General features: G+C 60.8%; 13 protein-coding genes and 2 pseudogenes. 8 read left to right on the forward strand and 7 right to left on the reverse strand.

Annotated features, from left to right (window positions below; translation table 11 throughout):
* Positions 1 to 37: 37 nt before the first annotated feature.
* Positions 38 to 601, reverse strand: a complete 564-nt coding sequence (locus ACYCCG_RS18255) for a phosphonoacetaldehyde phosphonohydrolase-related protein (RefSeq protein WP_459671402.1) — start codon at positions 599 to 601, stop codon at positions 38 to 40.
* A 201-nt stretch (positions 602 to 802) separates the two neighbouring features.
* Between ACYCCG_RS18255 and ACYCCG_RS18260 the strand changes: the two genes are divergently transcribed.
* Positions 803 to 1510 carry an MlaA family lipoprotein gene (locus tag ACYCCG_RS18260; protein WP_176684866.1) on the forward strand — a complete coding sequence of 236 codons (708 nt, stop codon included), beginning with the start codon at positions 803 to 805 and terminating at the stop codon, positions 1508 to 1510.
* A 34-nt stretch (positions 1511 to 1544) separates the two neighbouring features.
* Here ACYCCG_RS18260 and ACYCCG_RS18265 read toward each other — a convergent pair whose 3' ends face one another.
* Complete coding sequence (locus ACYCCG_RS18265) at positions 1545 to 1844, reverse strand: PilZ domain-containing protein (protein WP_176684867.1); 300 nt, start codon at positions 1842 to 1844, stop codon at positions 1545 to 1547.
* 271 nt (positions 1845 to 2115) lie between these two features.
* On the opposite strand from ACYCCG_RS18265, the gene rssB reads away from it, so the two are divergent.
* Both rssB and rssC read left to right on the forward strand, forming a co-directional pair.
* The gene (gene rssB, locus ACYCCG_RS18270; protein ID WP_176684868.1) at positions 2116 to 3300 is read left to right on the forward strand and encodes a two-component system response regulator RssB; all 1185 of its coding nucleotides are present in this window, start codon (positions 2116 to 2118) and stop codon (positions 3298 to 3300) included.
* Complete coding sequence (gene rssC, locus ACYCCG_RS18275; RefSeq protein ID WP_176684869.1) at positions 3297 to 3779, forward strand: anti-sigma factor antagonist RssC; 483 nt, start codon at positions 3297 to 3299, stop codon at positions 3777 to 3779. The genes rssB and rssC overlap by 4 nt, the downstream gene beginning before the upstream one ends.
* Positions 3780 to 3927: 148 nt before the next feature.
* Here the strand turns inward: rssC and ACYCCG_RS18280 are convergent, their stop codons facing one another.
* The 3 genes from ACYCCG_RS18280 to dusA all read right to left on the reverse strand — a co-directional run bounded on the left by ACYCCG_RS18280 (position 3928) and on the right by dusA (position 8052).
* The gene (locus tag ACYCCG_RS18280) at positions 3928 to 5778 is read right to left on the reverse strand and encodes an alkaline phosphatase D family protein (RefSeq protein ID WP_459671405.1); all 1851 of its coding nucleotides are present in this window, start codon (positions 5776 to 5778) and stop codon (positions 3928 to 3930) included.
* Between the two features lie 180 nt (positions 5779 to 5958).
* Positions 5959 to 6885, reverse strand: coding sequence for a transaldolase (gene tal, locus ACYCCG_RS18285; protein WP_021785403.1), 927 nt, complete (start codon positions 6883 to 6885; stop codon positions 5959 to 5961).
* Positions 6886 to 7041: 156 nt separating this feature from the next.
* On the reverse strand, positions 7042 to 8052 hold the full coding sequence (gene dusA, locus ACYCCG_RS18290) for a tRNA dihydrouridine(20/20a) synthase DusA (protein ID WP_339534402.1): 1011 nt from the start codon (positions 8050 to 8052) through the stop codon (positions 7042 to 7044).
* Positions 8053 to 8149: 97 nt separating this feature from the next.
* On the opposite strand from dusA, the pseudogene ACYCCG_RS18295 reads away from it, so the two are divergent.
* From ACYCCG_RS18295 to ACYCCG_RS18305, 3 genes and pseudogenes are all read left to right on the forward strand, one after another.
* Positions 8150 to 8287 (forward strand): annotated as a pseudogene (locus ACYCCG_RS18295) (site-specific integrase); the annotation flags it as partial.
* 13 nt (positions 8288 to 8300) lie between these two features.
* Positions 8301 to 8413: pseudogene (locus tag ACYCCG_RS18300) on the forward strand (site-specific integrase); the annotation flags it as partial.
* Positions 8414 to 8538: 125 nt separating this feature from the next.
* The gene (locus ACYCCG_RS18305; RefSeq protein WP_012053142.1) at positions 8539 to 8847 is read left to right on the forward strand and encodes a chorismate mutase; all 309 of its coding nucleotides are present in this window, start codon (positions 8539 to 8541) and stop codon (positions 8845 to 8847) included.
* A gap of 45 nt (positions 8848 to 8892) precedes the next feature.
* Here ACYCCG_RS18305 and ACYCCG_RS18310 read toward each other — a convergent pair whose 3' ends face one another.
* The gene (locus ACYCCG_RS18310) at positions 8893 to 9510 is read right to left on the reverse strand and encodes a LysE family translocator (protein WP_209964726.1); all 618 of its coding nucleotides are present in this window, start codon (positions 9508 to 9510) and stop codon (positions 8893 to 8895) included.
* Positions 9511 to 9712: 202 nt separating this feature from the next.
* Between ACYCCG_RS18310 and ACYCCG_RS18315 the strand changes: the two genes are divergently transcribed.
* On the forward strand, positions 9713 to 10276 hold the full coding sequence (locus tag ACYCCG_RS18315) for a TetR/AcrR family transcriptional regulator (protein WP_209964728.1): 564 nt from the start codon (positions 9713 to 9715) through the stop codon (positions 10274 to 10276).
* Positions 10273 to 11247: a DMT family transporter gene (locus tag ACYCCG_RS18320; protein WP_339444448.1), complete on the forward strand. Its 975-nt coding sequence runs from the start codon at positions 10273 to 10275 to the stop codon at positions 11245 to 11247. The genes ACYCCG_RS18315 and ACYCCG_RS18320 overlap by 4 nt, the downstream gene beginning before the upstream one ends.
* A 71-nt stretch (positions 11248 to 11318) precedes the next feature.
* Here the strand turns inward: ACYCCG_RS18320 and ACYCCG_RS18325 are convergent, their stop codons facing one another.
* Positions 11319 to 12158, reverse strand: coding sequence for an AraC family transcriptional regulator (locus ACYCCG_RS18325; protein ID WP_339534404.1), 840 nt, complete (start codon positions 12156 to 12158; stop codon positions 11319 to 11321).
* Positions 12159 to 12222: the final 64 nt, after the last annotated feature.

Consider the following 12222-nt stretch of genomic DNA (forward strand, 5'->3'; position numbering starts at 1 on the left):
GCTGCCGATTTGCATGATCCGCGTCAAGGCTGCTGTATCAGGGTTTTTCACCCTTGCGTCGGCGCTGGGCGATGTCCTGCAGGCAGGTGTCCAGCGCTTCCAGATGGTCGATCACCGAGTGCACGCCCAGGCTGAACAGCGCCAGCGTCGCCTTGCTGCGTGCCAGATCCTGCTCTTGCGGGCCCAGGGCTTGCCATTGTGCAGACGTGCGGTCGCATAACGGGCTGCAGGCGGCCAGGCCTATCGTCCACAAGCCGGCGTTAAGGCCAGACTGCAGCAGGCGCGGGTCGCCGCTGACCAATACGCAGCCATCCAGGCGCTCGCTGTCCAGCGCCATCAGTGCCTGCCAGCAAGCGTTTGGCGCTGGCCAGGGCGCGCCGTTGACCGCATGCCCTGGGAGCCAGTCGGGCAGCACATGGGCCAGGTGCTCGCTTTGCGTGGTATTGAGGTCATCCAGCCAGATGCACGGCACTTGGCGCTGACGCAGGCTGGCAAGCGTGGCCAGGGCGCCGGGGGCGGGGGAGGGAGCGCCATTGGCGGCCTGCACCAGGCAGCCGCGCAAGCCGAACAGTACAGCAGTGAAGGCAGGCGCAGTGTCCATGGCAACTTCCCCCAAATAGTTCGCAGGCTATGCGTTGATTGTTACCGTCCTGTGACACCGCCCGCTGTGCAACAGTTGTTCACAAAATATTGAGCAAAAATGTGTAAGGCTGTTTATCAGCCCGCAAGTCTCTATACTGCCGCCTTGATAGCAGCGCGACCTGTTGCGCTTGCGGCCGAGAAATTCGATGGAGAAACATCTATGCGTAGGATCGGTGCCAGTGTGATCGAACGAGTCACCCAGGCCTGTGTCTGCGCCAGCATGCTGCTGGCGCCCGTGGCTGCCACCCAGGCCGCCACCGAGGAAGATCCCTGGGAAGCGGTCAACCGCCCGATCTTCCGCTTCAACGATACCCTCGACACCTATGCCCTCAAACCATTGGCCAAGGGCTACCAGGCGGTCACTCCCCAGTTCCTCGAAGATGGCATCCACAACATCTTTCGCAACCTGGGTGACGTGACCAACCTGGCCAACAACGTGTTGCAACTCAAGCCGCATGCGGCGGGCGTGGATACGGCGCGGTTGATCGTCAACACCACCTTCGGCCTGGGTGGTTTCTTCGATGTGGGTACCAAGATGGGCCTGCAGCGCAACGACGAGGACTTTGGCCAGACCCTGGGCTACTGGGGGGTGCCGAGCGGGCCGTATGTGGTCATCCCGCTGCTGGGCCCAAGCACTGTGCGTGACGGCGTGGCCAAGTACCCGGACACCTACACCAAACCCTATCGCTATATCGACCACGTGCCTACGCGCAACTCGATCTTTGCGCTGGACGTGATCGACACCCGCGCCAGCCTGCTCTCGGCCGAAAAGCTGATTCAGGGTGACAAGTACATCTTCATTCGTAACGCCTACCTGCAGAACCGCGAGTTCAAGGTGAAGGATGGCGAGGTCGAAGACGACTTCTGACTTGTGAACCCGGGGCCGCAACGCGGTCCCTTGTTCAATGCATGGCCAGAATCCTCAGCCCGAATTTCTGCTGCCCGCCCGGCTGGTCGGCGATCCATACCACTTCGGTACTGGCATGCAACCCCTTCAGTGCCGGATGGTCGGAGTCGATCCGTACCTCAATGCGATCACCCACCAGAAAGCGCTGCGGCGCCTGCACCTGCATGCCGCCGCTGGACAGGTCCAGGCACACCGCCGTAATCACCTGGCCTTCGTGCAAAAGGCTGATCTCGGTGTCGATGCGCATACGAATGAAGTCGCGTTTCTCGCTGTGGCTGGAGGGCGTGTGAGGCATGCTGCATCCTTCCCGTCGGGTTGCGCTGGTCGACTTTCTTATAACTCCCGGTGATTTGCCCTGTAAAGAGCAGCGAGGTCGACCCCAGCATGCTTGAAACCCCTGCCGGATGGGAGTACCGTCTGCGCCTTACAAGGTACCTCTGAACAGTTGCCGGGCAGGTGTTCTTGTCCTACAACTCAAGTAGAGTGTGACCATTAAGAATCCCCGTAGCTGGCCGTCTGCCTTGCCGACACCGCTGCACCAACCTAAATCGGCGCCGTTCGCCCACATGCAGAAAACCAGTGCAACGCTGCTGATCATCGATGACGACGACGTGGTCCGTGCCAGCCTCGCCGCCTACCTTGAAGACAGTGGTTTCAGCGTCCTCCAGGCCGGTAATGGCCAGCAGGGGCTTCAGGTCTTCGAAGAACACCAGCCCGACCTCGTGATCTGCGATCTGCGCATGCCGCAGATGGGCGGCCTCGAACTGATTCGTCAGGTCAGCGAGCGTGCGCCGCAGTTGCCGGTGATCGTGGTGTCCGGTGCCGGCGTCATGAGTGATGCGGTGGAAGCGTTGCGCCTGGGCGCCGCCGACTACCTCATCAAGCCGCTGGAAGACCTGGCCGTACTCGAGCATTCGGTGCGCCGCGCCCTCGACCGCTCGCGCCTTGTGCTGGAAAACCAGCGCTACCGCGACAAGCTCGAAGCCGCCAACCGCGAACTGGAGGCCAGCCTGCACCTGCTGCAGGAAGACCAGACCGCCGGTCGCCAGGTGCAGATGAACATGTTGCCCGAAAGCCCCTGGGTAGCCGGCGAGTTTGCTTTCGAGCACCAGATCATCCCGTCGCTGTATCTGTCGGGTGACTTTGCCGATTACTTCCGCGTGGACGAACGGCGTATTGCCTTCTACCTCGCCGATGTTTCCGGGCATGGTGCATCATCAGCGTTCGTCACCGTCCTGCTGAAGTTCATGACCACGCGGCTGTTGTTCGAATTCAAGCGTGGCGGCAAGATGCGCGAGTTCAAACCTTCGCAGGTGCTTAGCCATATCAACCGTGGGTTGATCAACTGCAAGCTGGGCAAGCATGTGACCATGGTGGGTGGGGTGATCGACGAAGACACCGGCCTGCTGACCTACGCCGTTGGCGGCCATCTGCCGCTGCCGGTGCTGTACACCCCCGAGCACACCCGCTACCTGGAAGGCCGCGGCCTGCCGGTGGGGCTGTTCGATGAGGCCAGCTACCAGGACCTGGTGGTGGAACTGCCCCCGCAGTTCAGCCTCAGCCTGATGTCCGATGGCATTCTGGACCTTTTGCCGGGTGATACGCTCAAAGATAAAGAAGCCGCCTTGCCGGAGATCGTCAAGGCAGCAGGTGGCAGTCTGGATGGGCTGCGTCAACGATTTGGATTGGCTACGCTTGGGGAGATGCCGGATGATATCGCCCTATTGGTGTTGAGCAGGAACCTTCAATGAGTACCGGTAGAATTCAGTTCGCCGAGCAGAGCGGTACCTTCGTACTGAAATTCGTTGGTGAAGTGCGCCTGACCCTGTGTTCGGCGCTGGATGCGACGATCGAGAAGATTTTCACTGCGCTGAACTTCTCGGCGATTGTCATCGACCTGACTGAAACCGAGAGTATCGACAGCACCACACTGGGCCTGCTGGCGAAGCTGTCGATCCTGTCGCGGCAGAAGGTAGGCCTGCTGCCGACCGTGGTGACTACCAATCCAGACATTTCACGGTTGCTGCAGTCGATGGGCTTCGATCAGGTGTTCAACATCGTCGATCGGCCAATTCCATGCCCCGAATGCCTGACCGACCTGCCGTCGCAGGACCAGAGTGAAGATGTGGTGCGTTCCAAAGTGCTGGAGGCGCACAAGATCCTCATGGGCCTGAATGACTCCAACCGCGAAGCCTTCCATGACCTGGTCAATGCGCTTGAGCGGGGGTGATCTATAGCCTGTGCTGGCCTCTTCGCGGGTAAACCCGCTCCTACGACGGCCTGCGCCCAAACACCAATGTGTGTCCACCCCCAATCAGGTGTAGGAGCGGGTTTACCCGCGAAGAGGCCGGCACAGGCTGTAAAAACTCTGAATCTCACTACTCCCGGTTTCTAAACTCTGTAGCCTCACCCCCGCCCGCATCCAGCTGATACACCCGCGCCGGCCGCCCCTGTTCATCGAAAAACACCTGTCCCAGCCCGGCACCATTCCACAACCGTTCCCCCGCCTTGCTATGGTTCGGCGTGCGCGGCACCACTTCCATCTCCCGCCGCTTGGTAAACCAGTTCAGGGGTGAACGCGGCGCGTACAGCCAGCGGTTGAGCCGGTCGAGTACATCCAGCAAACGCCGGGGGAACTCGTTCTTGATCCCGCTACTGGTCACCTGCCACAAGTGCGGGCTGCGCTGGCGGTGGCGAATCAGCACCTCATACACGAACGAGTAATGCACATCCCCCGACAGCACCACGTAGTGCCCCGGTGTGCGCGAGTGGCGGAAGATATTGAGGATGACCTGTGCTGCACCGCGGTGGGCCATCCAGTTCTCGGCATCCACCAGCAGCGGGTAGCCCAGCCAGCTGAACACCTTCTGCACCGTTTCAATCAGCTTCACCCCGAAAATCGGCGCAGGTGACACGATGACCGCCGAGGGATGATCGAGCAGTGCTTGCTGCAATTCACTCAGCGCTTCCCAGTCCAGCAGGCCGGACGGCTTGGCCAGGTTGCTTTCGCTGCGCCAGCGCCGCGTACGGGTGTCCAGGACCAGCAGCGGTGGTTCTGTAGGCAGGCTGAACTGCCAACCCTGGAAGCGCAGCAGCTCGCCAATCAGCTCATCCTGGTTCTGGCGGGTCAGCACCTGGCACTGTTTGATCAGCGGATTGCAATCGTCCGGGTTGTTGCCCCAGGCCTGGCAGAGCAGGTAGCCGAGCAAGGCGTTGCCAATGATCCTTCGCGAAAATGGGTGGCCGTAGGCCGTTTCCTCCCACTGCGCCGAGAGGTTCCAGTCGTCGGTGATGTCGTGGTCGTCGAAGATCATCAGGCAGGGCAGGTGGGCCATCACCCGTGCCACCTGACCTAGATTGTCGGCAAACCCCTGAATCAGCGGCAGCTCATGCCGGTATCGGGCTTGATGCTCGTCGCTGAGCCCGCTGGGGATGCCCAGATCCACCAGCTGCCAAGGCACCGGCGACCACACCAACAGGTACATGGCCATGACTTCGGCCAAGGTCACCAAGTGGTTGTCGGCGTTGCTGGACGAGAAGATCGGCTTGCGCTTGCCGCCGAAAAAACGCTCCCGCAGGGTATCGTTGCGCTCCAGCGCCGGCAGCAGGTCGGCGCGGTGGTAGTAGCTGGCCGGGTGCTGGTACAGCGCCTGACTGTCGGCTACCACCGCACCCTCCAGTTGCTCGTCGAACAGGCCCAGGCGCGCGATCAGGCCATGGATGGCGCGCAGCATCGGGCCGGCGACGTCGTCGGCATATACCTGGTCGCCGGTCATCAGCAGAACGGCGGGGCGATCTTCTGGTCTTGTAGAGGCCTGTAGCAGGCGGTCGGCGCACAGCAGGCCGTCGGCAGCAGGGTGGTGTGGCTTGCGGCAGGAGCCGTGCAGCAAATGGTCGAGGCGCTCACGCAGCACCAGGCTCGGGCGTGGGTTGCCGGGGTAAAGCAGGTGTGGGGCCCAGTCGGCGATACCCTGGCCGTTGATCAGCAGGTCGTAGTCGAGCAGCTGGTTGCAGGGCAGGGGGCTGGCGAATCGGATGTCCAGCAGGTGAGCGTGGGCGTGCCGGCCTATCGGCACCACCTGGCAATCGACTTGGGCCGTGCTTGCCAGGCAGACGAATTCGGGCTGCAGCGGTTGGGTAGTGACCAGCCAGATGGCCAGACGCTGGGGTTCCAGGCGGCGCAGTACCGGGCCAGCGAGTACGAGGGGCAACGGGTTAGGGGAGGTCATCGACAGCTCGGGTGGCTATGGCGGCCTGTTCGTGGGCAAGCCCGCCCTTACATCGATCGGTGTAGGAGCGGGCTTGTCCGCGAGCAGGCCCGAGAATTCAATACACAGCTAAGGCGTGGCAAAACAAAACGGGCGGAAAATACTGAACACTTCCCGCCCGTCGGGCAAACCCGAACTGTATCAGGCCTTTTCAGCCATCAACTTCTCCAGCTTTTCCTGGTCCCGCGCAAACTGGCGGATACCTTCGGCCAGTTTCTCGGTGCCCATGGCGTCTTCGTTCATCGCCCAGCGGAACTGGCTTTCGTTCAGGTGCTGCTTGGCTTCACCGGCGTTGCCCGGTTTCAGCACCTGCGGCAACTCACCTTGGTCATCACTGAGCTGCTGCAGCAGCTCGGGGCTGATGGTCAGGCGGTCGCAGCCGGCCAGTTGTTCGATCTGGCCGATATTGCGGAAGCTGGCGCCCATGACCACGGTGTTGTAACCATTGGCCTTGTAGTAGTTGTAGATGCGCGTGACCGACTGCACGCCCGGGTCCTCGGCGCCCACGTATTCCTGGCCGGTGCTCTTCTTGTACCAGTCGTAGATACGGCCCACGAACGGCGAAATCAAAAACACCCCGGCATCGGCGCAAGCCTGGGCCTGGGCGAAGGAGAACAGCAGGGTCAGGTTGGTCTGGATGCCTTCCTTCTCCAGCTTCTCGGCGGCGCGAATGCCTTCCCAGGTGGAGGCCAGCTTGATCAGCACACGCTCTTTCGGCACTCCGGCCGCCTCGTACAGGGCGATCAGCTGACGAGCCTTGTTCAGCAGGGCTGGCTCATCGAACGACAGGCGTGCATCCACCTCGGTGGAGATACGCCCCGGGATGACCTTGAGAATGCCCGAGCCCACGGCCACCGCAAACTTGTCGCAGGCCAGGTCGACATCACCCTTGGCGTCGGCCTTCACCTGTTTCAGCAGATCGGCGTAACCCGGGATGGCAGCAGCCTTTAACAGCAGCGACGGATTGGTGGTGGCATCGACCGGCTTCAGGCGGGTGATGGCGTCCAGGTCCCCGGTGTCGGCGACCACGGTGGTGAACTGCTTGAGTTGTTCCAGCTTGGAGGTCATGGGCGTGCTCTGTCCTGTGCATTTACTCGACATTACCCGAGCCCCGGCAGCCGCTCAAGGGCCGCCGAAACCCTGCGGACCCGCTGGTCCGCACAGGGCTGTGCGAAAGGTGAAGATTCGAGTCGCAAGCAAGCCCGAGGTTCCCTCCTTCTGAGGTCACCGCCCCTGCAACAACTCCACGGCCTGGTCAAACACCGCCAAGGGTTCAGCCGCCTTGTGAATGTCTGCCGACAGCAACTGGCGGAAGCGCCGCGCCCCTTTGAATCCTTGGGCCAGCCCCAGAATATGCCGGGTAACGTGGTGCATCGCACCGCCACTTTCCATATGCGCCACGATGTAAGGCCGCAGCTGCGCCAATGCCTCGCTACGGCTGACCACCGGCGCATCGCTGCCAAACAGTTGCTGGTCCACCTCGGCCAGCAGATAAGGGTTGTGATACGCCTCGCGCCCCAGCATCACGCCATCGAAGGTTTCAAGGTGCGCCTGGCACTCGTCCAGGGTCTTGATCCCGCCATTGAGCACGATCTCCAGGTCCGGGAAGTCCCTCTTCAACTGCGCTGCGATGTCATAGCGCAGCGGCGGGATCTCGCGGTTCTCTTTCGGCGACAGCCCTTCCAGAATCGCGATGCGGGCATGCACGGTAAAACTCCGGCAGCCGGCCTCACGCACCTGGCCGACGAAATCGCTCAATTCGGCGTAGCTGTCACGGCCGTTGATACCAATGCGGTGCTTCACCGTCACAGGCGTCGATACGGCGTCACGCATGGCCTTCACGCAGTCGGCCACCAGCGCCGGGTGAGCCATCAGGCACGCGCCGATCATGTTGTTCTGCACCCGGTCACTCGGGCAGCCAACGTTGAGGTTGACCTCATCGTAGCCCGCTTCTTCAGCCAGGCGCGCACACGCGGCCAGGTCGGCCGGCACACTGCCACCCAGTTGCAGGGCCAGCGGGTGCTCAGAGGCATCGTGGCGCAGGAAACGGTGGGCGTCGTTGTGCAGCAGGGCACCGGTGGTGACCATTTCGGTGTAGAGCAGGGTTTGCCTGGAGAGCAGGCGCAGGAAGAACCTGCAGTGCCTGTCGGTCCAGTCCATCATCGGCGCAACGCTGAAGCGGCGTGAGGGCTCAGGGCGCGTAGTCTGTGGCGTTGAAGCGTTTTCTAGGGACATTCTGGTCTACGCATTTATGTACCATTTTCGATGGGCGTGCTGGGTTAGACGGTGGTGAGATGTATCACCGCCATTCACGCTCGTACCACCGGAGATCATGGCAACGATCAGAGCAAGGAAAAAGGCCGATTCGACGGTTAGCTATACCGTCCAGATCCGCCTCAAGAAAAAGGGTGTCCTAGTCTACCAAAGGTCCCAGACATTCGCCCGCCAGCAGGCGGCCCAAGCCTGGGCGACAGATGGTTGGCGTGGCGGATCTGCATTTTCGCGATCTGCGCCACGAAGGTGTGAGCAGGTTATTCGAAATGGACTGGGTATCCTGCGTGTATCAAGGGTTTCAGGTCATCGTGACGGGCACTCCTGCGGCGTTACACCCCCTCGGTAGAGCGTGAAGCAGACCTAGCATAGAAGCTACACTGCATGACCCGATCACCATCCACAGCCTGCTCCAATCCGTCGCAGGCTCATGAAAAGGAAGTCAAGCAAATGGATGTACCTTGCACCTCTCTGGACGAAGTCCGTCAACGGATCGATGAAATCGACCGCAGCCTCGTTTCGCTTCTCGCCAAACGTGGAAGGCTCGTGACGCAAGCAGCCGGCTTCAAGAAAACCACCGATGATGTGCGTGCGCCTGCTCGGGTCGAGCAAGTGATCAAGAAGGTTCGTGAGATGGCTGACGAAACCGGTGCCTCGGCTGAGGTGGTGGAGCAGGTCTATCGGGCGATGATTTCGGCCTTCATCGCTGAGGAACTGAACACCCATGCGAAGCTGGCCGACGAGGCTTCAGCATCGTGATGAAGCGCGGGGTTCATACGCAGCCCCGCCGCTTTCTCCTGCTTGCTATCTCTGGCTCAACGCCGCAATCGAAACGCCAGAGGCGACGAAGGTGAGGCCTGCGCCCACGTTCAGCCCATTCACCAGCCGTGGCCGCCGGTACAGGTAGCGAGACAGCCCCGTGGCGAAAATGCCCATCAAGGCAAACCCCAATGCCGTGAGTGCAGCGAACCACACGCCGTAAACCATCATCTGCACACTGACCGACCCGCGTGCGGGGTCGACGAATTGGGGAATGAACGCCAGCACGAACAAACCTGGCTTGGGGTTGAGCGCAGCCGACAGCAGACCGGTCAGAAAAATGCTGGACAGAGATTGCCTGGACGCCGGCTGAAAGCTTATCAGGCTACGAGCGCGCAGAACCTTGATCCCTAGCCAGAGCAGATAGCCGGCACCAATGAGCTTGATCACCCAAAATGCGAGCACTGAGGTTTGCATCAGTAGGGTCAAGCCTAACGAAGCGGCTGCAACGTGAAACAGAATGCCTGCGCCTGATGCCATGCCGGATACGGCCGCTGCGACTTTACCCTGGCTGAGACCGCGGCCAATGGCCAACAAGTTGTCAGGGCCCGGTGCCAGCACCAACAGCACGCAGGCGGCGGTGTAGGCGAACCACACGTTCATGGGAAACACAGCTCTCTCCTTAAGCCTGATGAAGCATCCATCCTGACGGTGGAATCAGCCCAGCGCTACCAAAAATGCCGACGTCCTACGTTTTACTGCTGCGGTCTATGTCGTAGCGGCCATGCTTCAGGTCGTATCTGGATGCACCTGAATCTTACCGGTCAGTATAGTCAACTCCGTACCTTTGCCGGAGTGCCTTGAATTGGACAACACCCGTGAGCGCTTGATTGATGCCGCGCTGAAGCTGTTTCTGTCGCAAGGTGTGTACGTCACCGGGGTAACGGCCATTGCCGCGATGGCGGGCGTTACCAAAATGACGCTCTACAGCCATTTTCCCTCCAAGGATGCGCTGATAGTGGCGTGCCTTGAGGAGCGTGACCGACGCTGGCGTGAAGAGGTAGCGCGCACCCTGGCTGGGCATCCTGATCCGGTCAGTGGCATGCTCGCCTTTTTCGATTTGTATGAACGCTTTCTTTTGAAAGATAGCGAGCGCGGGTGCCTGTTCGTTAACAGTGCGGCTGAGTTCCCCCAGTTTAGCCACCCCGTGCATTTGGCGGTGAGCCGGCATAAGCAAGGGATACGCGAAAACCTTGCTGCCTTGGCCATGAGCGCCGGTATAAACGATCCTGACGGCGTTGCCCAAGGGTTGTTTATCTTGCTGGAGGGCAGTTTTGTCAGCGGTGCGATGGGCCAGGACATGCGGGTATTCGACACTGCCCGGCAAATAGCTCATTGCTGGATCCAGCGGCAGGAGCAGAGCGTATGACCCTGGGTTTGTTAGCGGCCATTGCCGCCACCTTTTCCTGGTCGCTGCTCTATATCTTTCCGGGGTTGGTCGGCGACTACAGCCTTTTTGACCTGGCGGTGGTGAGCTATGCCTTTGCCGGGTTAGGTAGCCTGCTGGTGCTGTTCGTTTACCGCAGCGAAGTGCGGCAATTGCGACTGAGTGACTGGGCCTGTGCCGCACTGCTGGGCTTCTTGGGATACATTGGCTACTTCTTCCTGATCACCACTGCGGTTTTGGCAGCCGGGCCGGTGATCCCTCCGGTGATGATGGGCTCAGTACCGATCGTGCTCGCGATTGCCGGCAACATGCGCAGCGCCAGCGTGCCTTGGCGTGCCATTGCCGGGCCACTGTTGGTGGCGGCCCTGGGCATCAGCCTGGTCAATCTGAGCGTGTTTGATGCTAGCCGTGCGTCGGTAGTGCTCCCGACCGCGTCGTTACTGCTTGGGTTGCTTGCATCGTTGCTGGCAATCGCATTCTGGACCGGTTTTGGCCTGTTGAATGAAAGTGCGTTGGCTCGACGGCCAAGCATGTCTCCCATGTTGTGGTCAGCCATGTTGATCTTCATGTGCAGCGTCGAAATGCTGGCGTTCATCCCGGTTGGGCTGTACTTGAAACTGTCTCATTTCGCTAGCCATCCGAGCGGTTTGGCAGGTACTCAGGCGCTGATCCTCTGTGGGCTGATTCAGGGGTTAGGGGCCACCCTTGCAGGTGCCTGGGCATGGTCAATCGCAACGCGGCGTCTTCCGCTGGCGCTGAGCGGGCAATTGATCGCCAGCGGGACCATTTATGCAACTACGATGGGCCTGCTCATCAACCAACGCTGGCCGTCTCCTATGGAAGCGCTTGGTACAGCCTTGTTGTTCGTAGGGGTGGTGTGGGCTATTCACGCCTTTTATCGCAAGCAAACACGCCTCCAGACGCATGGCGAGGCACCCAGGGTACGTATCTGATCCCCGGCCCGGTTGCCCTGCCATGCGCCTGGGCCGGCCGAGTTGGCTACGCCCGCTACCCATGGCCCAGCCTACTTCAGCGGCACGTAGATGTCCGTTTGCCATTGCTCCAGTGGTGTTTCCGGGTAGGCGCTCAGGTAATGAAAGAACAACGGATGATCACGCAGTTCTTCGTTGCTCGATGGCAGCCAGTCACGATAAAGCGGGTAGATGGTTTCGCCAATGTAGTCAGGCGAGCCGGTATGTCGAATCACGGCACAACGCCCTGCCGGTATAACCCGTTCTTGCACGCCGAAATCGTTGGGCTGCACCGCCTCTTCTATCTCGCCGCACACGGCAAAGCGAAAGGCGTGGGCCGGGGTGGTGTCGGGGTTGTCGTAGGGGATACCGAAAGTACGGCTGCCGGCCACAGGCGACTGGCCGCTTTGCATGCGCCATTGGCGAAAACGGGCGACGCTTTCGCTGACCAGGCCGGGCGGCCCCTGGTGTTCGAGCGCGGCCACGCGGGTTTCGGCGAAATGCACGATACGGATCTGTATGGTGATACTCCTGGATCGGTGAGGAACATTGAATACCGCACTCCAGGCCTGCCAGTTCGGCGCCTTGGCGAACGCGCTCGGCGCCATGCCGAAGGCGCGCCTGAACGCTCTGGCAAAGGCTTCGGGGCTTTCGAAGCCGGCGCCGAATGCGGCCTCCAGTATGGGCGTCGCGGGCGAGGCGACCAGTTGATGCGCTGCGCGTCGAAGCCTCATCAGTTGCACATACCGTGAAACCGGAACACCCATGTAAGCCGTGAACTGCCGGTGGAAGTGAAACGCCGAGAAGTTGGCGATGCGGCTCAAGGCGTTCACCGACAGGTCACCTTCGAGGTGGCTGTCGATGTAGGCAAGCACGGTTTCGAACCGTTTCATGTAGCTTGGGTTGTGCTGTGAGTCAGTCAACGAACGGAATCTCTGGAAGGTGCGGTGAGCGCTA

The sequence above is a fragment of the Pseudomonas sp. VEM90 genome (assembly GCF_054611535.1).

What these genes read in the sequence shown, in the direction of transcription:
- ACYCCG_RS18255 (WP_459671402.1), bottom strand. Translation starts at nt 601, where the DNA reads ATGGACACTGCGCCTGCCTTCACTGCTGTACTGTTCGGCTTGCGCGGC.
- ACYCCG_RS18260 (WP_176684866.1), top strand. Translation starts at nt 803, where the DNA reads ATGCGTAGGATCGGTGCCAGTGTGATCGAACGAGTCACCCAGGCCTGT.
- ACYCCG_RS18265 (WP_176684867.1), bottom strand. Translation starts at nt 1,844, where the DNA reads ATGCCTCACACGCCCTCCAGCCACAGCGAGAAACGCGACTTCATTCGT.
- rssB (WP_176684868.1), top strand. Translation starts at nt 2,116, where the DNA reads ATGCAGAAAACCAGTGCAACGCTGCTGATCATCGATGACGACGACGTG.
- rssC (WP_176684869.1), top strand. Translation starts at nt 3,297, where the DNA reads ATGAGTACCGGTAGAATTCAGTTCGCCGAGCAGAGCGGTACCTTCGTA.
- ACYCCG_RS18280 (WP_459671405.1), bottom strand. Translation starts at nt 5,778, where the DNA reads ATGACCTCCCCTAACCCGTTGCCCCTCGTACTCGCTGGCCCGGTACTG.
- tal (WP_021785403.1), bottom strand. Translation starts at nt 6,885, where the DNA reads ATGACCTCCAAGCTGGAACAACTCAAGCAGTTCACCACCGTGGTCGCC.
- dusA (WP_339534402.1), bottom strand. Translation starts at nt 8,052, where the DNA reads ATGTCCCTAGAAAACGCTTCAACGCCACAGACTACGCGCCCTGAGCCC.
- ACYCCG_RS18305 (WP_012053142.1), top strand. Translation starts at nt 8,539, where the DNA reads ATGGATGTACCTTGCACCTCTCTGGACGAAGTCCGTCAACGGATCGAT.
- ACYCCG_RS18310 (WP_209964726.1), bottom strand. Translation starts at nt 9,510, where the DNA reads ATGAACGTGTGGTTCGCCTACACCGCCGCCTGCGTGCTGTTGGTGCTG.
- ACYCCG_RS18320 (WP_339444448.1), top strand. Translation starts at nt 10,273, where the DNA reads ATGACCCTGGGTTTGTTAGCGGCCATTGCCGCCACCTTTTCCTGGTCG.
- ACYCCG_RS18325 (WP_339534404.1), bottom strand. Translation starts at nt 12,158, where the DNA reads ATGAAACGGTTCGAAACCGTGCTTGCCTACATCGACAGCCACCTCGAA.